Here is a 21,019-nt window from a genome sequence, read left to right as displayed (position 1 = left end):
CCCGGCGCCCGCCGGCACCGCCACGGGCCGTGTGCCGCTCCGTGCCCGGGGTAGCCGCGACTCCGTGCAGGCTGACCCTGGAGGGAGCTGGTGATGGCGTGGACGATCCGGCGGAAGACGGCCGAGCGGGCGGAGGAGGGGGCGGGTCCCGCCCCCGGGACGGGACCCGCCGACCCGGGGGCGCGGCCCGCGGATCCCGGGGCGGGGCCCGCGTGGCCGCGAGGCGCCCGCATCGTGGCCACGCTGGTGGCCTTCGTGTTCATGGTGGGGTTCGCGGTGGTCCTGGCCCGGTTGACTCTGGAGCCGTCCGCCGCCTCCGAACGGCTGACGCACAGCAACCTGCGTCCCGGTGACTCCATCCGCCACTACCTCGCGCAGCCCGCCTTCCGCGACACGGTCAGGCAACTCGGCGGGAACATCGCGCTGGGCGTGCCGTTCGGGCTGCTGCTTCCCGTGCTGGCGCCCCGCACCCGCGGCCTGCTGCGGGTCGTGGCGATCACCGCCGCCGTGATGACGCTGGTGGAACTGGTGCAGGGGGCGCTGATCACCGGGCGTGCCTTCGACGTCGACGACGTGATCCTCAACAGCACCGGTGCGCTGCTGGGCTACCTGCTGCTCGGCCGGAGGCTCGGCCGCGCCGTCCACCCCCGGCGCCCGCGCTGGTGGCACCGGTTCACCCGGCGCGCCGCCTGACGGGCGCCTGCCCCTCCCGCCGCGCGGACCGTGCCCGGCACCCGACCCGCGGGCCGTGCACCCCGCGGCGCCGCTCTCCCCACCCCGCGGGCCGCGGGGACGCGGTCCCCGCCCGTCGCGCGTGTCGCGGCGGGCCGGGGGGAAGACGGACCACCATGCCGACCGGAAACCACCAGCCCCTCAAGCGCGCCCTGACCACCCGCCTGCTCTACTTCTTCGTCCTCGGCGACGTCCTGGGCGCGGGGGTGTACGTCCTCATCGGCCGGATCGCCGCCGACTCGGGGGAGCGGTGTGGGCACCGCTGACCGTCGCGCTCGCCCTGGCCCTCCTCACGGCGGCCTCGTACGCCGAACTCGCGACGAAGTATCCGCGCTCCGGCGGTTCCGCGCACTACGTGACCCGCGCCTACGGGCCGTTCGCCGGCTTCCTCACCGGGTTCTGCATGCTCGCCGCCGGCGTCGTGTCGGTGGCCGCGCTCGCCAGGGGGTTCGCGGGGGACTACCTCGCGGTCTTCGTCCGGGTTCCCGCCGGCCCGGCCGCCGTGCTGTTCCTGGCGGCGCTGGCCCTGCTCAACGCCCGCGGCGTCCGGGAGTCCACCCGCGCGAACGTCGCCGCCACCCTCGTCGAGGTCGGCGGCCTGGCAGTCGTCGTCGTGCTCGGGGCCTGGCTCCTGCTGCGGGGCGAGGGGGACGTCGGCCGGCTCACCCGGCTGGGGACGGCCGACAGCGGCGCCGCGGCGGCCCTCCTGAGCGGTGCGGTACTGGCCTACTACTCGTTCGTCGGCTTCGAGACCTCCGTGAACGTCGCCGAGGAGACCCGCGACCCCCGGCGCTCCTACCCGCGTGCCCTGTTCGCCGCGCTCCTCACGGCCGGCGCGGTGTACGCACTGGTGGGCGCCGCCGCGTCCGCCGCCGTCCCGACGGGCACCCTCGCCCGGTCCGACGGTCCCCTCCTCGAAGTGGTCAGGGCGGCGGGCGGCGTACCGGAGCGGCTGTTCGGCGCCGTCGCGCTCGTGGCGGTCGCCAACGGCGCGCTGCTCACCGGGATCATGTCCTCGCGGCTGGCGTACGGCATGGCCCGCGACGGCCTGCTGCCCGCCGTCCTGGCCAGGGTGCTGCCGGGGCGCCGGACCCCTTGGGTCGCGATCGCCGCGACGACCGCCCTGTCGGCCCTGCTCGCCCTCACCGGCGGCGTCGCCACCCTCGCGTCCACGCTGGTCCTGCTGCTCCTCGTGGTCTTCTTCGCCGTCAACACCGCGGCCCTCGCCCTGCGCCGCGACCCCGTCGCACCGGACCACTTCCGGGCCCCGACGGCCCTGCCCGTGCTCGGCGCCGCCTCGTGCGTCCTGCTGGCCACCCGGATCGAGGCGGCGGTCTGGCTGCGCGGGCTGGCCGTCCTCGGTACGGGCTTGGTGCTGGGCGCGGTCGTCGCGGCGCGCCGGGGCGCCGGACGGGCGGCGGGGGACCGGGCCGCGCGCGGGTGACCACCGGGCACCGCCGGGGCGCGCCCGGCCGGGTCCGGCCCGTGCGCCGCCGTCCGGGAGGACCGGTGCGAAACGGCGCCCCTCCGCCCGGGAGGAGCGCCGGCGGAGCGGATCAGCGTCCGCCCCTGGCCAGGTTGTAGGCGAGGACGAGCACGGCCAGGACCATCACCGCCAGGTGCGTCCAGGGCGGGCCCGCCGCGGCGTCGGAAGCGTTTTCCCACATCCATGTCATCGTGACTCCTGTGTGTTCGCGGGCAGGGTGAGAGCAGGGGCGCCGTGGTGCCGCCGCGGACGCGTGAGCGCGACGGACAGCAGAACGGCGAAGACGGCCGGGAGGACCACGGGCAGCCGCACCCGCGGGCTCCCGGGCCGCTCCGCCGCTTCCGGGGCCGCCCCCCACGGGGCGGCCCCGGCCGCGTACACCGGCTGGATCCGGCGCGGTCGACACACGGCCCGGGGAGCCGGGGGAACGGCCTTCTTCGGTGCCATGTCCGCCGTGTACCCCCTCTTCGCCTTCCGAGACCGGGAGTTGGGCCTTCCGACCTCGGAAGCCGGGAGCGCGGTGGCGGCCGGTTGCCGTCACCGCGCCCCCGGGGAACCGCGCCGTCAGCGCCCGCGGGTCCGGCCGGTCCCGCCGGACCCGGCCCCCGCCACGTGGAGGGCGAGCGCCACCAGAGCGAGGAGCACGACGTTCCCGGAGGAGAGGGGAGCCGGGGAACGTCCGTGTCAGGCGGTGCGCCGAGCCTCCGTCGGCCTTGGTGGGCGACCGGCGGGTCGGCGGCGGCGGGGCCGGTCCGCAATCGGCCCTCGGGCAACACCCCGGTATCCGCGGTAGCTTGCTCCCCCCTCGGGGTGACGTTCCCCGGCCGCTGCACGGAGCGGCCCTGTGGTGTGCGGCAAGGGGGAAACGGTGTCCGCCGTCGCGCAGTTGCCGGCCGGGAAGGCGTTGAGCGTCCGCGCATCGGCGGACGTGTTTCCCGACTCGTTCGGCGACCCGGGCACGGCCCGGGACCACGGGGTCGGGGTGGGCAGGACCGCCTTGGTCGTCCCGGCCGGCACCCGGGCGGTCTTCACCACCTCCGGGCCGGCGCCGCAGGCCATCCGGGAGCTGTGGCGGGACGTGTCCACCGAGTGGCCCCGTCGAACCCGTACCGCACCCGCGCCGGCCCCGAGGTCCTGCGCGCCCACCTGTCACGGAAGAAGACCGAGGCCGACGCCGAACTGTGGCTCCCGGTGGAGCCCGAGCACGGCTGAACACAGCGGCATACCCCCGGGCAGGCGTGTGCGGGCTCGTCGATCGTGCTGACGATCCGCCTCTGCGCGGTCCGCACCTCCGGGGCGACCGTTGCGGTCATCCCCGCTCCCCGCTCCCCGCCGCCGCCGTACGGTGCGCCGCGGTCCGCCGCGGTCCCGGGGAGCGTCCGGGGGAACGGCGACCGGCCGGTCGGAGCGGGGGAGGCCGGACGTCAGGCGTCGGTGGTGTCGGGGCGGAGGGCGAAGACCCGGTCGAGGCCGACGATGGTCAGGATGCGCAAGGTGTTGGCGGGTACGGAGGCCAGGGCGATGTCCGCCCCGGCGGCCAGGGCGTGCTGCCGGGCGGCGAGGAGCGCGGTGATGCCGGTGGAGTCGCAGAACTCCAGGTTCGCCAGATCGACGACCAGGCGTTCGCCCGGTCGCAGGGGGAGGCTCTCGGCCCGTCGGCGCAGGGCGGCGGCGTGGGCGTAGTCCAGGTCGCCGAAGACCTCCAGGACGGGGCCGGCGGCGGTGTTTCGTTCGGTGATCGTCAGCGGGCTCATCGATGGTGGTTCGTTGCCGGGCGGGTGGGCGGGAGGACGGCGGGGACGCCGAGGGCGAGCAGGGCGGTGTCGTCGTCGAGGCCTTCGCCGAAACCGTCCAGCAGGGCGATCAGCGCACCGATCACCTCCCGGGGGGGCGGAGGGGGCGCGGGCGGCGGCGAACGCGTGCAGGGCCTCCTCGCCGTACAGGCTGTCGCGGGTGGGCCCGGTGCGCGCCTCGGTCAGGCCGTCGGTGTAGAGCAGGAGGGTGTCGCCGGGCGCGAGGGTGGTCTCGGCGGTGACGAAGGGGGCGACGGGCAGGACGCCGACGAGCATGCCGCCCGGGGTGGACAGGAAATCGACCCGCCCGTCGGCCCTCATGACCAGGGCCGGCGGGTGGCCGCCGGAGGCGAGGCGGACGGTGGTGTGGCCGCCGTCGGCACCGGGCTTGAGGACGCCGTAGACGACCGTGCAGTAGCGGGGGTCGCCGGTGGCGGTGTACCGGTCGTGCAGAACGGTGTTCAGCGTGGTCAGCACGGCGTCCGGTTCGGACTCGTGGAGGGCGGCGGCGCGCAGGGTGTAGCGGGTCAGGGAGGTCACCGCCGCGGCCCGGGGGCCCTTGCCGCAGACGTCCCCGAGGAAGAACCCCCATCGGGCGCCGTCGATGGCGAACAGGTCGTAGAAGTCGCCGCCCAGGCGGTGGGCGGAGGCGGCGTGGTAGTGCACGGCCGTCTCCAGGCCGGGCACGGCCGGCAGCGACGCTGGCAGCAGCGACTGCTGCAGCACGGCCAGGGCGTCGGCCAACTGGGCCCGGTCGGCCTCGGCCTGCCGGTGCGCCCGTTCCGCCTCGGCGCGCGCCTGCTCCGCCTCGATCCGGGCCTTCTCGGCCTCCTGCCTGCGCCGCAGGAGCTCCTCCTCGTAGCTGCGGCGGTCCGAGGCGTCGAAGACGGTGGTGCGGATCAGCAGGGGATCGCCGTCGCCGCTGTACTTGATCACCGAGGAGACCAGCACCGGCAGCCGGCCGCCGCGGGCGATCTTCATCTCCAGGGCGATGCCGCTGATCTCGCCCTGCATCCGCAGCAGCGGAGCGAAGTGCGTCTCGTGGTACAGCTTGCCGCCGACGGTGAGGAGGTCGGTGAAGCGCATGTGGCCCACGACCCTCTCGCGCTGCAGGCCGAGCCAGCCCAGCAGCGTGCTGTTGATCTTGGCGATGGTGCCGTCCATCAGCGTCGACAGGTACCCGCAGGGCGCCGACTCGTAGAGCTCCTCGGCGCTGTCCTCCAGCAGCGCGGTGAACACGGCGTCCGTCCCGGCGCCCCCGGTCCCCGACGGTTCGGGACTTCCGCCCGTGCGGCACATCACCGCAACGACCCCAGGAAGTCCAGGATCGCCTCCGCGGTGGCCTCCGGCGCGCTCAGCTGGGGGCAGTGACCGGTGGCGTCCAGGGTCACCAGGCGGGAGGAGGGGATCGCGGCGTGCACGAAGGCGCCGACCTCGGGGGAGCGATGACGTCCTGGGCGCACTCCAGCACCAGCGTCGGCACGCGCACCTCCTCCAGGTCCCGGCGGCTGTCGGACAGGAAGGTGGTGCGGGCGAAGACCCGCGCGATGTCGGGGTCGGTCGCGCAGAAGCTGTTGGTCAGCTCCCGTCCGAGTTCCGGCCGTTCCGGGTTGCCCATGATGATCGGGGCCATCACGGAGGACCAGCCCAGGTAGTTCGACTCCAGCGACGCCAGCAGTTCGTCGATGTCCTCCGCGGTGAATCCGCCGCGGTACTCCTCGTCGTCGATGTAGCAGGGGGACGGGGTCACCATCACCAGCGCCCCGATCCGCTCCGGTGCCGCCCGGGCCGCCAGCACGCCGACCATGGAGCTGACCGAGTGGCCCACGAACACGGCCCGTTCCAGCTCCAGCTCGTCGCAGACCTCCACCGCGTCCTGGGCGTAGCCGTCCAGCGACGCGTAGCGCTCCTCGCTCCAGGCGGACAGGTCCGAGCCGCCGGAGCCGACGTAGTCGAAGAGCACCACGCGGTAGCGGTCGACCAGCGCCGGCACCAGCAGCCGCCACATGTTCTGATCGCAGCCGAACCCGTGCGCCAGCACCACTGTCGGCCCGTCCGGGCGGCCGGTCACCCTCACGTTGTTCCTACTGCGGACATCCATACTCACGATTCTCCCATCCCGGCCGGGCCCCCCGGGCCGCGGCCGCCGGTCGGCGCTCCGGCGGCGCACGCCGGAGCACCTCCGGTTCTGTGGCGGGACCCGGCCTCCCCGGGGGCTCCGCGGGGCCGTCGGGGCGAAGGTGGAGGACGACAGGACCGTGGTCAACCTGACGGCCGGCGTCGGCGTCGACGACGTGCGCCGAACCCTCGCCACCAGGGCCCCGATCGTCCGCGCCATCCCGCTTCCCGCCGTGCGCGAGCGCCGCTCCGCGACCGTGACCTGCCCCTCGCACCCGGTGGCGGACGCTCTCTTCGAACGACTGGGCGGGGCACTCCCCGTCGACGGCGAGGGCGCCTTCGACGTCTTCCCCGCCCGGACCGGGACCCTCACCGCCCCCTACGCCCACCCCGCCACGCCCACCCCGTGGGCCGCCGGCCACGGCGTCGCCCCCGACACCGCCGACCGGTGCGCGCGCGGCCTCCTCCGGAACGTCGGCCGCTCACTGAACGGCGGGATCCGCCCTCCGCCTCAGCTCGCCGCCGACCACGAGGCACCCGGAGGGAACAACGAGCGGATCCGCACCACGTGGTTCGACCCGGCCGGTGCGGCAGCCCCCCGAGGAGGCCCTGGACGGCCTCCTCGAGAATCCGGGGTGGCAGCCTCCCCGTTGCGACCGCCGCCCGCGCCGATCGACCCGGGCCCGCCCGGTGCGGACGTCCCCGTCGGGTGCGCGAGGTGCTCGGCCCGGGACCGGGCGCCTCCGCGGTCGTCCCGCCTCCGGGCCCTCCGCAGCCGCACGCCCGTCCCCACCCGCCCCGGCGGGCCGACCGCAGCCCACCCGCCCCATGGGGTGGTGCGGTGCCGTCCCGCCACCCCCTCGGCCGCCCCGCCGCACCGCCGCCCGACGGACGACACCGGTGGTGTACGGCCGGGGCCCCGCCGCACCACCGCCGACACGTACGGCGGGATCCGGCCGTACGCGAGGGGGCCGGGCCCCGGTCACGCGCAGCCGGGCCCCGCACCGTACCCGCCGGCCGGTGGCGCCGCCCGGGCACGGCACCGTGCGCCCATGGCCGGGGCGCCACCGGGGAACGGCGCGGGACAGGGCTACAAGGCGCGGAACACGGGGTATCCGATCCTTCCCCGTGGAGACGCGCAGGGGTGTCCCTGAGGAGGCTGCCGTGCCATTCCGCACCCGTACGACACCAGCACCGGCCCGGCGAGCGAGGACGGCGCCGTTCGCCTCCGCGCTTGTCCTCGCGCTCGCGCTCTCCGCGTGTGCGGCGGGTGCCGGAGGGGCGGCCCCACCCGGGGCGGGGCCGCGTACCGGACCGTCCACGCCGGCGGCCCCGGCCACCACGGCCGTCCCGCCGCCGGCCCCCGGCACCACGGCCCCCGGCCGCACCACCCCGGCCGCGCCGACGCCCCCGTCCCCGACGCGGCCCGCCACCCCTCCCGCGGGAGGCGCCCAGGTCCGGGTCGCCGTCTACTTCCTGCACGGTGGGAGGGTGTCGCCCGCCCCCCGCTCGGCGACCGCCCCCGCCACCGCGGCCGGCGCCCTGCGCGCCCTGCTGTCGGGGCCGAGCGCCTTCGAACGCGGGCACCGCCGGACGACGGCGATCCCGGCGGGCACGCAGCTCAGGTCCCTCGCGGTACGCGACGGCGTCGCCACCGTCGACCTGTCCGGCCGGTACGACGACGGGGCCGGCGCCCCGTCGATGCGCGCCCGGCTCGCCCAGGTCGTCTTCACGGCCACGCGCTTCCCCGCGGTGAAGTCGGTGCGGTTCGCACTCGACGGCAGGCCGGTCACCCGCTTCGGCGGCGAGGGCGTCGACCTGGCCCGCCCGGTCGGCCGGGCCGACTTCGAGGACCTGTCGCCCACCGTGCTCGTGGAGTCGCCGATGATCGGCGAGACCGTCCGCAGCCCGGTCAGGGTACGGGGCACCGCGAACACCTTCGAGGCGGGCTTCGGCCTCAGGCTCACCGACGCGGCCGGCCGCACCGCGGTGAAGACGCACGCGATGGCCTCCTCGGGCAACGGCACGCGCGGGACCTTCGACCTGACGGTCCGCTTCCGGACCACGCGCGAGGGCCCCGGGCTCCTGACCACCTTCTGGGACTCTCCGGAGGACGGCCGCCTCGTGGACTCCGCCACCGTTCCGGTGACCGTGCGGCGCTGACGGCCCGGGCCGTACCCACGGACCGGACCGGGCCCCGTCCGTACGGGAGGGCCGCTGCCCGCGGCTGCCCCGGGGCCCGGCCCGCCCCGCTCCCCGGCGGCCGTTCCCCCAGGGAACCCGAAGGCGCCCGCCCGGTCCCCCGGCGGACCGGGAACCACGGCCCGCGCCCGGACGCACCGGGGCACCGCGTGGCGGCCACCGCCACGGGAAACCCCTGCACGGAAGGCGCGGTGGCGACGCGGAGCCGTGCCCGGGGCGGAGCGGGGCGTGGCGTGGCACGGGAGGCGGCGCGCCGCGGCGGCCTCCCGGAGGACGCGGCTCGCATCCACCCCCCGCCGCCCACCTGCCCGGCACGCGGCCCTCCTCCCTCCCGCGGCGGTGGCCGGCGGGTGCCGGGGCGCACGGCCCCGGCGTGTCGGCGGGGCCTCAGGACGAGGTGGTCTCCGCGGTGATCAGCGCGGTGACCTCGGCCATACCGCCCCGGGCGAGGGCTTGGCGCTGCCGGTCGGCGGGCGTGCCCTGCTGCAGCAGCCGGTGGACCAGCGAGGTGACCTGCCGCGTGTCCCCCGCGGCGTCGAGGGCGGGCCCGATGTGGTCCAGGAGGCGGGCCACCATGTCGCCGGCGCTGAGACGCGTGCCGACCGGGTCCAGCAGCGCCCCGTTCAGGCCGTGCCGGGCGGCCTGCCAGTTCGCCGCCTGGAGGAGCTCCGGCGGGCAGTCGGGCTCCGGAACGCCCTTCCCGATGTCGTCGATGGCGGTGGCGACGAGGCCGCGCACGATGCCGGCGAGCATCACCGCCTCGTCGGCGCGCAACTGGACGTCCGGGCACCGCACCTCGACGGTGGGGTAGCGCTGGGACAGGCGCGCCTGCCAGTACAGCTGGCCGGTGTCCCGGACGACACCGGAGTCCAGCAGCCTCCCCACCCGGTGCTCGTAGTCGGACGGGCCGGCGAAGCGCGGCGGCGGGCCGCTGACCGGCCACCGGCCGAAGATGACGGTGCGCCAGCTGGCGAAGCCGGTGTCCCGGCCGTCCCACAGGGGCGAGTTGGCCGACATGGCGCCCAGGACGGGGAGCCACACCCGGATGCGGTTCAGCACCCCCACCCCCACTTCCGGCGAGGGCACGGCCGCGTGCACGTGCATCCCGTTGATCAGCTGCTCGTCCACCAGCTGGGGGGCCTGCACGCGCATGGCGCGGTAGCGGGCGTGCTCGGTGACCGGTACGGGCGCCACCGCCCGATGCGGGGCCGTCGCGCAGGCGGCGAGCCGGCAGCCCGCGTCCTCGGCCGCGGCCGCGAGCGCCAGACGCAGGCGCAGGAGGTGCCCGCCGACCTCGTGGAGTCCGGTGCACACCGGGGTGGCGATCTCCACCTGGGCCTGGAGCAGCTCGGCCTGCACCTCGTTCTCGTCCGTGAGCGGTACCAGGCCGGCCGCGGCGCGCACCTCGTCCGCACGCGCGACCGGCAGCCCGTTCGCCGGGTCGAGCAGCAGGTATTCCTCTTCGACACCGACCGTGATCGTGTTCACTGAGAACCTTTCGTGCTCCGTCCCCCCGGGTGGGGGAGCGGTGATGACCGGGGCGCCGCACGGTGCCGCCCCCGGACCCGGGCCCGGGCGCCCGCTTCCGGCGGCGGGGCGAGGGCGGCCCTGCGGCGGGCGGCACCGGCGGGGGAGGAGCGCCGCAGGTGGCGGGTCCGGCACCGCGGTCCGGAGCAGTCGGCGCCCGGGGTGGCCGGGCCCACGGCGGGCAGGGCGCCGACCGGGGCCTTCGCCGTCACCGCCCGGCACCCTCGGGGCCTTGCGCACGCGCACATGGGAAACGCCGTCCATCCGTCGCGACCGTCCGTCCGCCGTCTGCCCCGCCTCGACCCGGCCACGCACGGCGGCGTCGTCGGCCCTGCCGCGTGCCGCACGGGCGAGCAGGTCGTCCGGGCGCGGCCCGGCGGCCCCGTCCCCGGCCGTCCCGTCGTCGGTTCGTCCGGCCTCCTGCCTGAAGGCGACCGGGCGGGGTAACCGCCGGAGTGATCCGCCGCTGCGCGGCGCGCGCCGCTCCGGAGGGACGGTTCATCATGGCACCAGCGGCCCGCCACCCGCCCGGCGCGACACGGCAGCCGGCTTCGACGGCCGGAGGCCGCCTCGCCGCCGGGAGGAGCCCCGGCCCCGCCGGCCGTCCCGGTACGCCGGAGCCCGTCGGGCACCACCCCGGAGCCGGTCCCCCGGCGTACCCCGTCCCCGCCGTGCGGGGGCGCCGGGCGGCACGCGCCGCCGCGTCCCCGCCTCCGGCGCCGGAGGGGTACGGGGCCGGCCGCCACGCGCCCCGTGCCGGGGGCTGGACACCGGCGCCCCGGGAGGGGCGCCCGCACGCCGTACCCGGCCCCCACCACGCGACGACCCGAGGAGAACCGTCATGACACAGCCGATCGCGCGACAGAGCGTCGAGGAACTCGGTGGGGAGGGGAGCGTCCTCGCCCGGCAGCGGCGGGACCACGCCGAACTCGAACGCCTGATGGCCTCGTACGGGTCGGGTCGCGGGCCGGGGGAGGAACGGCGGCGGACCCTCAAGGACATCGTGCAGCTCACCTTCAGCCACGCCTTCGCGGAGGAGACCGTCCTGTGGCCGGTGCTGCGCCGCCTGGCGCCCGACGGGGAGGAGCTGACCGCGAGGGTCGAGGACGAGCACCAGCGGATCAACGACCTGGTCGCCGAGATGGAGAGGATCGGGCGGGACGATCCGCGTCACGAGGAACTCGCGGCCGAGGCCTTCGCCCTGATCAGGCAGGACATCCGTGACGAGGAGGAGTTGCTGCTGCCCCGGCTGCGGGCCTCCCTCGACTCCGCGCGCCTGCGCCGGCTGGGGTCGGCGTGGGAGGCCGCGCGCCGCACCGCGCCCACGCACCCCCACCCCGTGGTGCCCCGCAGGCCGCCGGCCAACGCCCTGCTGGGCGTCCCCCTGAGCGCCTTCGACCGGGTGAGGGACCTCCTCCCCGCCGGCATCCGGGCGCCGCGCGGCCGGGTGCTCGCCGCAGCGGGGGTCTGCCTCGGCGCCGTGTGGCTGATCGCGAGGAGGGCGCGGGGCCGCGGCTGATCCGCCGGAGGGAGCCGCGGGTTCCCCGGAGTCCGGGAGGCGGCCTCCGGTCGGGCGCCCGACCGGAGGCACCCGCCCCCCGCGACCCGGGCGCGATCGCGCGTACGGGCCGCGGGGGCGGGGCGCGGTCAGCCGGAGCCGTTCCGGTCCGCGTCCGCGGGCAGGTCGTCCCCCACGACGTGGACCGCCGCCTCCTCCGCGCCCGCGGCGCCCGCGTCGATCCCGTGGTCGTCCGCGACGAGCTCCTTGGTGGTGTCCGTGCGCGCTCCCTCGTCCGGTGCGGTGAGGCGGCCCGCGCGCTCGCCGCCGGCCTCCGGGTCCATCAGCTCGCCCTCGCCTCCCGGCAGGTCGCCCAGGCCGTCACCCGCCGGCGGCGCCACGTCCGGCACCTCCTGGGCCAGGCGCTGGTCCAGGGATTCGCCCTCGTGCTGCTCCGCCGCCGTCGTACCGTGCTTGGTGACGCCCAGCGGCTTCTCCGGCGGGGAGTAGCCCTCGTCGAGCATGTCGTCGTACGTGCGCTCCTGCAACGCGTCCTGCAGGTCGAGCGGTGCCCCGTCCTCCTGCTCCTCGTTGCTCCCGGTCGGCTGGTAGACGTCGTCACCCATCCGCTCGTCACTCATGGTGCCTCCTTGCGTGACCGTCCGCACGTGTCGATGCGTCAGCCGTCGATTCACGCCGTCCGGGTTTCCCGGAAAAGGCCGTCCGAAGCGTCCCGGCCGTCTTTCCACCGGAGGTCGAAGGCACCGGCGGTCCGCCCGCCCCACCGGGCGGTCGCGCCGGGGGCGGCGACCGGGTCGACGCGCCGGTACGGGGCCGAGGTCCCCGCACGCCGCCACCGGGTCTCCCCGCCCGGCGGGCGACCCGCGCGCACGGTTCAGACGCGCCGTGTGATCAGTGCGCGCTTGACCTCCTGGATCGCCTTGGTGATCTCGATGCCGCGCGGGCACACCTCGGTGCAGTTGAAGATGGTGCGGCAGCGCCACACGCCGTCCTGGCCGTTGAGGACCTCCAGCCGCCGCTCCGCCGCCTCGTCGCGCGAGTCGAAGATGAAGCGGTGGGCGTTGACGATCGCGGCCGGGCCGAAGTACTGGCCGTCGTTCCAGAACACCGGGCAGGAGGAGGTGCAGGCGGCGCACAGGATGCACTTCGTCGTGTCGTCGAAGCGCTCCCGGTCCTCCGCGGACTGCAGCCGCTCCCGCGTCGGCTCGTTCCCCGACGTGATCAGGAACGGCATCACGTCCCGGTACGCCTGGAAGAACGGCTCCATGTCCACGACCAGGTCCTTCAGCACGGTCAGCGCCTTCAGCGGCTCGATCGTGATGGGCCTGTGCGGGTCGATGTCCTTGATCAGCGTCTTGCAGGCCAGCCGGTTCCTGCCGTTGATCCGCATGGCGTCGGAGCCGCAGATGCCGTGCGCGCAGGAGCGGCGGAAGGTCAGCGAGCCGTCCACGTCCCACTTGATCTTGTGGAGACCGTCGAGCACCCGCTCCCTGGGGTCGATCTCGACCTGGAAGTCCTGCCACCGCGCCTCGTCCGAGAGCTCCGGGTCGAAACGGCGGATCCGGAAAGTGGCCGTGATGTACGGCGACGAGGACTCCTCGGCGCCGGGCCCGCCGCCGCCCGTCAGGACCGTGGTACTCATGATTCTCTCCCAATGCGCAGAGCGGTGGCCGAGCCGGCCGCCCCGTCGAGCGGGTCGGGGACGTTCCCGTCCGAAGCCGCCCGGGACATGCGTCCCGGGACATTCGTGGAGGAGCCTACGTCTTTCCCCCGGTACCGGTCCGCCGCGCGGCGGGTGTCGCGCCCAAGGTCGCGGCCGAACGCGGCGAAAGGCTCCTTTCGCCTCACCCGAATGGGTGTGGCCGATATCGCGGACCCGGCCGGGGCCTCTTCACTCGACCGGGGTCGCGGCACCGGGTCGGACGCCCGCTCTGGCGTACCGGCCATCGGAGGGAAACGGCGCCGGTGCCCGGCGGAGAAGCCGTGGGCGCGGCGCCGGGAGCACCGCGCCCACGGGCCGGACGGCAGCGGTGCGGAGGCGGAGCTCCGGGAGGTCCGGGCGGTCCGGGCGGTGGAGCACGGGCACGGGTTCCGGCGGCCCGCCCCCGCCGCCTGCCCACCCGTCCCCGGACGGCGCCGGCACCGGCGGCGGGAACCCGCCTCCCCGCGGCGTACCGGCTCCGACGGCGGACGGCCGCCGGCCTCCCGGCCTGGAAGCCGGCGTACCGGTCAGGCCGCGGCCTCCGCGCCGACGGTCACCCGCTCGCCCGGAGCGCACCGCAGCAGGCGGGCGCCGTGGCCGCGGCGCCGCGCCTCGGCGAGGAAGTCCTCCAGCGGGGAGCGGAAGACCGTGTAGTCGTCGTAGTGGACGGGCAGCACCCGGCGCGGGAGCAGCAGGTCGAGCAGGTCGGCTCCCTGCCCGGCGTCCATGGTGACGACGAGCCCGCCGGGCAGTGTCGTACCCCCCAGGTGCAGGACGGCCAGGTGGATGTCCGGGTACCGCCCGGCTATCTCCCTCAGGCCCCGGTGGAACAGGGTGTCCCCGGACAGGTAGAGGACCAGCCGGGTCTCTCCCGAACGGTCGCCGAACTCCAGCAGGCTGCCCATCACCGGTGGCAGCAGCACCCGTGCCGGGCCGGGTCCGTGACGGCCGGGCAGCGAAGTGACGCGCACCGAGGAGTCCCCGTGCCGCAGGGTGCGGCTCTGCCACGTGCGCAGGCCGGTGGCGCGGCGGAAGCCGTACAGGCCCTTCAGCAGGCGGCGGGCGTGCGGGGTGGTCACGAACGGCAGGTCCCGGTCCAGCCCGCGCCGGGCCACCCGGTCGAAGTGGTCGCCGTGCAGGTGGGACAACACCACCGCGTCGAGGTCGGCGTGGGGCAGTTCCGCGACGTCCAGGGCCGGCTCGGTCAGCCGCCGCGACACCAGTCCGTAGCCGAGGTGGGCCCGCTGCCCGCGGTGGAGGAAGTTCGGGTCCGTCAGCAGTGTCAGTTCCCCGTAGCGGATCAGCAGGGTGGCGTTTCCGATGAACAGGATCTCCGCGGTGCCCTCGGGCGGTGTGCGCTCCACGGCCCGCTCCCTTCCTCGTCCGGTGTCCCCGCCCCTCTCGTCCTCCGAGTGGTCCGCGCCCACCGGGTTACACGCCTCCGCGCGGGATTCCGCGAGGGTCCTTCCCCGGCCCGTCGGCTGCCGCCCGCCCGACGCACCACCGCCCCGGCCACCGCCGTCCGCCCTCCGGACGGGCGGTTCCCCGGGCGTGCGGGGGGCGCCCCCGCACGTCCGGGGAACCGCCGGCCCTCGGTGTGTGCACGCCTTTGAAGCCGCTACCCGCTCCGCATCGCCGGATCCGCTGGACCGCTCAGTCCGGCAGGTCGACCCCCGGTTCGCACGCCGGATCCGCACGTCGACCCCGCGGATCTCCCGGGCGAGCGCGTCCGCGCGGCCGTGCGGTTCCGCGACGGGAGGCGCGGAGAGCATCACCGACCCGGACCGAAGCTGCCGACCGTACCCCCGTTCGCCCTGACCCGCCGCCGCGTCCGGCGCCGCGGCGACCACGGAGTGACGCAGCCGCAGGACGTCCCGGAGGCGAGGGCGTCGGTGGGCGCGCCGTCCGGGCCCATCCGCACGGCGGCGCCGGTCCGGTTGATCCGCCGGACCAACGCTCCCGGGGCGTCCAGTACCTCACCGGCCTCAGCCAGCAGTCGAGTCGCGTCCTCGGCGGGGGCCTCCCCCTCCCGGCACCGCGCGCCGCCGACGATGGGCGCTCGCACCTGCTCCGCACGGCGCGTCGCCTCCGCACGTTCCGCCGGCGCCTCGGCAGGCCTCACCGTCCCACTCCCCTTCGTAAGTTCGCAGGAGCACACGTAGGCGAACCAGCCGGTACGCGCCCGGCTTTCGGGCCGCGGGGCCCGGCCGGTCACCGGAGCGAGGGCGGACGGCCGCGCGGAGGGGAGCGAAGCGGAACCCGCCGGCACCGACGGGGGCCGGCGGAAGCCCGACGGCCCCGGTGCGGCTCCCGCGGCGCGTCCGGCCCCGCGCGCTTCCGCCATGCGTGGCCGGACGCGCCGCCGGACACACTCAACCAGGTGGACCGCGAGACCCTCACCCGTCCAGGACCGGGGCCTCGCGCCCCGCACGGTGACCGACGGGAAGTCCGTCGCCCGGGCGGCCGACGACCGCGGGTCCGCCCGCGCCGACTTCGGTCCCCCCGCCGCGTGCGGCTTCCCCGCCGGCCGGGGTCCGCCGGTCGGCGGGGGACCGCTCGCGCGGCGACGCGCACCGGACACGGAACCCTCCTGGAAGGCGGCACGCCATGGCGCAGCACACCCGGCAGGCAGGCGACTCGACCGCCGGCGGTCCGGCCACCCGGGAGGAGCGGCGGCGGTCGCGGCCGGCCGCGGTGGCCGGACTGCTCGCCGCGCTGGCGGCGACCGCCCTGTGGGGCTTCACCTTCGTCGGCCCGGTCGCCGTCGCCCCGGTGAACGTCTACTACCTGGTGATGGGGCGGTACACGGTCTTCGGAGCCGTCTCCCTGGCCGTCCTCGCGGTCAACGCGGGGAAGACCAGGGCCCTGGGAGTCGGCAACCTGCTCAACGCCATGCACCTCGGTGCGGTCGGCTACGTCGGCTTCTACCTGCTCCTGGCGCTGTCGGCGCAGACCGGGGGCGGAGTCCTGGCGTCCACCATGACGGGGCTGATCCCCGTCACGGTGGCCCTGGTCTCCAACTTCTTCGAGAAGGCCCTCGCGTGGCACCGGCTCGCCCTTCCGGTGGCCGTCATCGCCTGTGGCCTGCTCCTGGTGAACGGAGTGCCCACCGGCCGGGCCGGGCCGGGGAACGACGTCGTCACCGGCGCCGTGCTCGGCTTCGCCTCGTGCGCGGCGTGGACGTACTTCGTGATCGTCAACCGCATGGTGCTGCAACGCCCCGCGTTCACCGTCGACAACACCGTGTGGACGGCCGGCATCGGCCTGGGGGCCTTCTGCGGTTCGCTCCTCCTCGTCCCGCGGGCGGCTTCGGCGGGCGGCACGTCGCCGTTCTCGGACGCGGACGTCTTCTGGTCGTTCCTGGCCTGGTGCGTGGCGCTCGCCGCCCTGGGCTCCTGGTTCGCCACCTGGTTCTGGAACTTCGCCTCCAAGCGCCTGCCGTCCGCCCTCATGGGGCCGATCGTCGGCATGGAAGCGGTCTTCGGGGCGCTGTCCCACCTCGCCTGGGAGGGGCGGCCGCCCACGCTCCGGGAAGCGGGGGGAGGACTGCTCGTCACCGGCGGGGTGTTCCTGTGCTCGTACGTCTTCGACAGGTTCGGCGGGACGCCGCCGGCCCGGTCCTCCCCTTCGGCCGGCGGCCGCCAGCGCTCCGGCCGGGAAGGTTCGCCGGGGCGGTCATCCGGGCGGTCGGATGGACGGTGACGTCCGCCACCGGCAGGCCCTCCCGGCTCGACGCCGTGAACGCGCCCGGATCCACAGCGGGAGGGGCGTCCGCTGGGGCGGCGGGCCCCTCCCGGGGCCTGACCCAGCCCGGCGAAGACCATGCGGTCACAGCGCCGGGTTCAGCTGCGCGTCATCGACATCAGCAGCCCGTGGGTCTCGTCGTCGGCGGCGACCACGAGCCCACGGCCTGCCTCACCCGTCGGAGCACCGTCGATGCCGGTGACAACGCAGCCGGCGGCCCGGCACAGAGCGATGCCGGCCGCGAAGTGCACGCTCCTGGAGAGGTCGCCGCCATCGGTGACGTACGCGGCGCGCCTGCCGGCAGCCACCCAGGTCAGCGCCAGCGCCGTGGAAACGACGCGCGGCCGGAAACGTTCGACGAACCCGGGGTGGGTCAGCAGATCCACGGCCCGGAACCCCGGCGCACTCGGGAACGGCGGATCCAGGTTGACGTCCACCAGCCGGGTGGCGGGCGTCGGCGTCAGCAGCGCGTCGTCGGCCCCGTCACGCCGCACCCAGGCGGTCTCCCCGTCGGTGAAGAAAACCTCGCCGCTGAACGGGTCGGCCACGGCCGCGGCCCCACCGTGCAGCGCCACGTTGACGGCCGCCAGCATGGTGCCGGCGGCGTAGTTCAGCGTGCCGCACAGGGGATCCACCAACCACTGGCGCGCGGCGTCGGCGGCGCCCTGCTGCCCGCCCTCCTCGCCGAGCACCGCGTCATCGGGCCGTGCGGCGCGGATGACGCCGAGGATCGCCTTCTCGGCCTCCACGTCGGCGGCGGTGGCGAAGTCCCCGGCACCCTTGTCGATGCGGTCGAGCCGCCGGCCGTACATACCGCGGACCACGTCCGCGCCAGCCCGTGCCCCGGCTATCGCGACTGCGGCGTCGTCGGAGTTCGCGTATGAGTTGATCACGCCGTGCAGACTATCGGGACGGAGCCACCGCCCCGGCGGACCTTCCCGGTCAGAGCACTGGGCACTCCCGCCCCGCCCGGCGAACACCCGGCGAACGCGCGGCCCGTGAGGCACCCGGGACCTCCCCGCGCCGCCCGGATAGGATCCGGGCCATGCCGCCGACCACGAAGGACGTGGAGCACTTCGAGGCCGCGAGGCCCCGTCTGGAGGCCATCGCCTACCGCCTCCTGGGCTCCGCGAGCGAGGCCGAGGACGCCGTGCAGGAGGTCTTCCTGCGCTGGCGGGCCGCCGACGTCGAGCGCATCGAGGTTCCCGCGGCCTGGTTGACGAAGGTCCTCACCAACCTGTGCCTCAACCAGCTCTCCTCGGCCCGCGTGCGGCGCGAGAACTACGTGGGCCAGTGGCTCCCCGAACCGCTGCTCGACGGGGACCCGATGCTCGGTCCGGCCGACACCGCCGAGCAGCGCGAGTCGGTCTCGTACGCGGTCCTCGCCCTCATGGAGCGGCTCTCCCCCCACGAGCGGGCGGTGTACGTGCTGCGGGAGGCCTTCGACTACCCGCACCGCGAGATCGCCGGGATCCTCGGCCTCACCGAGGGCGCCAGCCAGCAGATCCTCCACCGTGCCAGGAAGCACATCGCGGACGGCAGGGCCCGCTCGGAGGTCGACGGGGCCGCGGCCCGGCGGATCGTGGAGGAGTTCCTGGCGGCGGCCACCGGTGGGAAGATCGAGCCGCTGGTGAGGCTGCTCACCGCCGACGCCGTCTCGATCGGCGACGGCGGCGGGAAGGTCCCGGCCCGCGTCAAGCCGTTCGAGGGCGCCCTCGCGGTCGCGAAGTTCATGCGGGGCCTGTTCACACCCACCCGTGCCAAGCGGGCCCTGGTCGGCGGTCCGGTCGAGGTCCACGTCACCACCGCGAACGGCGGCCCCGCCGTCGTGGTGGCCGTCGGAGGCCGGGTCATCGGCGTCATGTGCCCGGAGGTCACCGCCGAGGGCATCGCCGTCCTCCGCAACCAGGTCAACCCCGACAAGCTCGGGCGCGCGACCGCGATGTGGGCGGCCGCCGACCGGGGGGAGCCCGTGTTCCGCGCCTTCTGACCGGAGCGCGGGACGCCCCGGACCCGGTGTGAGGTGTTTCACACCCCGCTCCCGTCAGGAAACGGCGGGCCGCCCGGTTCAAGGGGCGGAACCGCGCGGCACACCGGGTGGACCCGCGCAGACAGGAGCAGGAACATGCAGCACCGCATCGTCGTCCTCGGCGCCGGATACACCGGGGCCCTCGCCGCCGGCCGCCTCGCCAGGCGGCTGCACCGCGACGACGTCTCCATCACCCTCGTCGACGCCCGGCCCGACTTCGTCGAGCGCGTCCGGCTCCACCAGCTCGCGGTCGGCCGGGACCTGAGGCCCCGGCCCCTCAAGGAGATGTTCGCGGGCACCGGCGTCGAGCCGAGGCGCGCGAAGGTCACCGCCGTCGACGTCGACCGCAGGACCGTCGCCGTCGTCGACGCGGACGGCGGCACCGGGGAACTGCGCTACGACACCCTCGTCTACGCCCTCGGCAGCGGCTGGGACGACCGGGGCGTCCCCGGGGCCGCCGAGCACGCCCACGAGATCGCGAACCGGCCCGGGGCGCTCCGGCTGCGCGAACGCCTGGTGGGCCTGGGCGCCGGACGGCCCGTGGTCGTCGTCGGCGGCGGCCTCACCGGACTGGAGGCCGCCGCCGAGATCGCCGGGGCCCGGCCGGACCTCGCCGTCGCCCTCGTCACCCGCGGCGGCCTCGGCGACCGGTTCTCCGACAAGGGCCGCGCCCATCTGCGGAAGGTCTTCGGCAGGCTCGGCGTCACCGTGCACGAGCACACCACCGTCACCGGCGTCGGAGCCGACCGCGTCACCACCGCCGGCGGCGAGGACGTCCCGGCCGCGGTCACCGTGTGGGCCACCGGCTTCGCGGCCCACCCGATCGCGCGGGCCACCGCCCTGGAGACCACCGGTACGGGCCGGATCACGGTCGACGGATCCATGCGCTCGGTCTCGCACCCGGACGTGTACGCCGTCGGCGACGCGGCCATGGCGACGGGCCCGGGCGGCAGGCCGCTGCGGATGTCGTGCGCCTCGGGCGTCCCCTCCGCGTGGCAGGCCGCCGACGCCATCGCGGCGCGCCTGACGGGCAGGAAGGTGCCGGCGGTGTCGATCCGCTACTACAACCAGTGCGTCTCGCTCGGCCGCGGGGACGGGCTGATCCAGTACGTCACCGCCGACGACCGGGCCGTCGGCGCCGCCCTGACCGGCCGGCTCGCCGCCCTTTACAAGGAACTCGTCTGCAGGGGCGCCGCCTGGGGCGTCGCCAACCCGGCCCTCGGCCTGCCGGTCCGCCGCCACCGCGTCGTACGGGGGCGGCCCGCGCCGTCCCGGTCGCCGAGGCGTCGTCCTGACCCGCCCGGTGCGGCGGGCACCCGCGCCGCGGACGCCCGCCGCACCGCCCCCACCCGCACCGCGCGCCGGAGGAACGGCTCCGGCGGACCTCACCGCGCCCGGCAGGGCTCCGCGCCGCTCCCCGGGCCGTGCGCCGCCGGGCCGGGAACGCGCAGCAGGCCGGCCTCTTGCGCGCGCAGGACCGCGCTGAGGCGGTCGGCCGCGCCGAGCTTGCGGTAGAGGTTCTGCAGGTGCTTGTGCACGGTGCGGGCCGATATGCCCAGGCGGCGGGCGACCGCCGTGGCGGGGAGGCCCTCGGCGAGGGCGAGCAGGACGGCGTGCTCCCGCGGCGTCAGCCCGTACTCGGCGGGCGGGGCCGCAGCGCCCCCGACGCCCGCGCCGGGGGCCGGAGCGTCCGCGCCGCCCGCACCGGCGGCCGGGTCCGGCGCCGGCCGGCCGCGGGCCAGCAGGCGGCGCTGGGCCGCGGCAGCCGAGAGGAGCGGCTGGACCCGCGCGGCGTACCGGCGCTCGAGGTCGGTGAAGTCCCGGCCGTCACGGTGGACGATGAACCCGTGCACCGGTCCGCTGCCGCCGGGCGCCGTCAGCGGCAGGCCCAGCGCGTGCCGGGTCCCGAAGACCTCGCGCGTCACCCGTGCCGTCTGGCTGCGCAGCCAGACGGCCTCGCCCGCCAGCTCCGCCGCGGTGCGCGGGGCCCTGTCGTGCGGTACGCGCATGTAGTGGCCCGCGAACGGGTAACCCGCACGGATGCGGTGCAGGGCGCCGTCGTCGGGCGCCGTCGCCGTCGACAACCGCGGCTGCGGGGTGCGCCCCTGCGGGCGCCAGATCCTGACGGGGCCGCTGTCCGGGCGCCACTCGACGTCCTTGTCCACGA

11 protein-coding genes and 7 pseudogenes are annotated in these 21,019 nt (G+C 76.1%); 8 read left to right on the top strand and 10 right to left on the bottom strand.

Features of this window, described 5'->3' with window-relative positions; genetic code table 11:
* The first annotated feature begins 93 nt into the window (after positions 1-93).
* The 3 genes and pseudogenes from LUW75_RS00555 to LUW75_RS00545 form a co-directional block, all read left to right on the top strand.
* Positions 94-693: a VanZ family protein gene (locus LUW75_RS00555; RefSeq protein WP_462933675.1), complete on the top strand. Its 600-nt coding sequence runs from the start codon at positions 94-96 to the stop codon at positions 691-693.
* Positions 694-848: 155 nt separating this feature from the next.
* Positions 849-2,176 (top strand): annotated as a pseudogene (locus tag LUW75_RS00550) (APC family permease).
* Between the two features lie 1,021 nt (positions 2,177-3,197).
* Positions 3,198-3,430 (top strand): annotated as a pseudogene (locus LUW75_RS00545) (GyrI-like domain-containing protein); the annotation flags it as partial.
* A 212-nt stretch (positions 3,431-3,642) separates the two neighbouring features.
* On the opposite strand, the pseudogene LUW75_RS00540 reads toward LUW75_RS00545, so the two are convergent.
* From LUW75_RS00540 to LUW75_RS00530, 3 pseudogenes are all read right to left on the bottom strand, one after another.
* Positions 3,643-3,918 (bottom strand): annotated as a pseudogene (locus LUW75_RS00540) (STAS domain-containing protein); the annotation flags it as partial.
* A gap of 50 nt (positions 3,919-3,968) precedes the next feature.
* Positions 3,969-5,310, bottom strand: a pseudogene (locus tag LUW75_RS00535) (PP2C family protein-serine/threonine phosphatase).
* Positions 5,310-6,112 (bottom strand): annotated as a pseudogene (locus LUW75_RS00530) (alpha/beta fold hydrolase). Before LUW75_RS00530 ends, LUW75_RS00535 begins: the two co-directional pseudogenes overlap by 1 nt.
* Positions 6,113-6,957: 845 nt before the next feature.
* On the opposite strand from LUW75_RS00530, the gene LUW75_RS24220 reads away from it, so the two are divergent.
* Complete coding sequence (locus LUW75_RS24220) at positions 6,958-8,292, top strand: Gmad2 immunoglobulin-like domain-containing protein (RefSeq protein ID WP_284453789.1); 1,335 nt, start codon at positions 6,958-6,960, stop codon at positions 8,290-8,292.
* 426 nt (positions 8,293-8,718) lie between these two features.
* Here LUW75_RS24220 and LUW75_RS00520 read toward each other — a convergent pair whose 3' ends face one another.
* On the bottom strand, positions 8,719-9,819 hold the full coding sequence (locus LUW75_RS00520) for a carboxylate-amine ligase (protein WP_250333848.1): 1,101 nt from the start codon (positions 9,817-9,819) through the stop codon (positions 8,719-8,721).
* 880 nt (positions 9,820-10,699) lie between these two features.
* Between LUW75_RS00520 and LUW75_RS00515 the strand changes: the two genes are divergently transcribed.
* Positions 10,700-11,377, top strand: a complete 678-nt coding sequence (locus LUW75_RS00515) for a hemerythrin domain-containing protein (protein ID WP_250333847.1) — start codon at positions 10,700-10,702, stop codon at positions 11,375-11,377.
* A 128-nt stretch (positions 11,378-11,505) separates the two neighbouring features.
* Here LUW75_RS00515 and LUW75_RS00510 read toward each other — a convergent pair whose 3' ends face one another.
* The 4 genes and pseudogenes from LUW75_RS00510 to LUW75_RS24445 form a co-directional block, all read right to left on the bottom strand.
* The gene (locus LUW75_RS00510) at positions 11,506-11,997 is read right to left on the bottom strand and encodes a DUF5709 domain-containing protein (RefSeq protein WP_250333846.1); all 492 of its coding nucleotides are present in this window, start codon (positions 11,995-11,997) and stop codon (positions 11,506-11,508) included.
* A 254-nt stretch (positions 11,998-12,251) separates the two neighbouring features.
* The gene (locus LUW75_RS00505) at positions 12,252-13,019 is read right to left on the bottom strand and encodes a succinate dehydrogenase iron-sulfur subunit (protein WP_250333845.1); all 768 of its coding nucleotides are present in this window, start codon (positions 13,017-13,019) and stop codon (positions 12,252-12,254) included.
* A gap of 587 nt (positions 13,020-13,606) precedes the next feature.
* Positions 13,607-14,443 (bottom strand): MBL fold metallo-hydrolase, encoded by an 837-nt coding sequence (locus LUW75_RS00500; protein ID WP_250333844.1) that lies wholly within the window; start codon positions 14,441-14,443, stop codon positions 13,607-13,609.
* Between the two features lie 312 nt (positions 14,444-14,755).
* A pseudogene (locus tag LUW75_RS24445) lies at positions 14,756-15,201 on the bottom strand (DIP1984 family protein); the annotation flags it as partial.
* A 485-nt stretch (positions 15,202-15,686) separates the two neighbouring features.
* Between LUW75_RS24445 and LUW75_RS00495 the strand changes: the two are divergent.
* Positions 15,687-16,781 (top strand): DMT family transporter, encoded by a 1,095-nt coding sequence (locus tag LUW75_RS00495; RefSeq protein WP_250333843.1) that lies wholly within the window; start codon positions 15,687-15,689, stop codon positions 16,779-16,781.
* A gap of 140 nt (positions 16,782-16,921) precedes the next feature.
* Here LUW75_RS00495 and LUW75_RS00490 read toward each other — a convergent pair whose 3' ends face one another.
* Positions 16,922-17,716: an inositol monophosphatase family protein gene (locus LUW75_RS00490; RefSeq protein WP_250333842.1), complete on the bottom strand. Its 795-nt coding sequence runs from the start codon at positions 17,714-17,716 to the stop codon at positions 16,922-16,924.
* A 152-nt stretch (positions 17,717-17,868) separates the two neighbouring features.
* On the opposite strand from LUW75_RS00490, the gene sigJ reads away from it, so the two are divergent.
* Both sigJ and LUW75_RS00480 read left to right on the top strand, forming a co-directional pair.
* The gene (gene sigJ, locus LUW75_RS00485; protein WP_250333841.1) at positions 17,869-18,813 is read left to right on the top strand and encodes an RNA polymerase sigma factor SigJ; all 945 of its coding nucleotides are present in this window, start codon (positions 17,869-17,871) and stop codon (positions 18,811-18,813) included.
* Positions 18,814-18,948: 135 nt separating this feature from the next.
* Positions 18,949-20,367 carry an NAD(P)/FAD-dependent oxidoreductase gene (locus tag LUW75_RS00480; protein WP_462933674.1) on the top strand — a complete coding sequence of 473 codons (1,419 nt, stop codon included), beginning with the start codon at positions 18,949-18,951 and terminating at the stop codon, positions 20,365-20,367.
* 14 nt (positions 20,368-20,381) lie between these two features.
* On the opposite strand, the pseudogene LUW75_RS24835 reads toward LUW75_RS00480, so the two are convergent.
* Positions 20,382-20,861 (bottom strand): annotated as a pseudogene (locus LUW75_RS24835) (helix-turn-helix transcriptional regulator); the annotation flags it as partial.
* Positions 20,862-21,019: the final 158 nt, after the last annotated feature.

Origin of the sequence: Streptomyces sp. MRC013, assembly GCF_023614235.1 — a bacterium.
GTDB lineage: Bacteria > Actinomycetota > Actinomycetes > Streptomycetales > Streptomycetaceae > Streptomyces.
The sequence above is the reverse complement of the archived record's forward strand: the minus strand, read 5'-3'. Positions and strand labels throughout refer to the sequence as shown.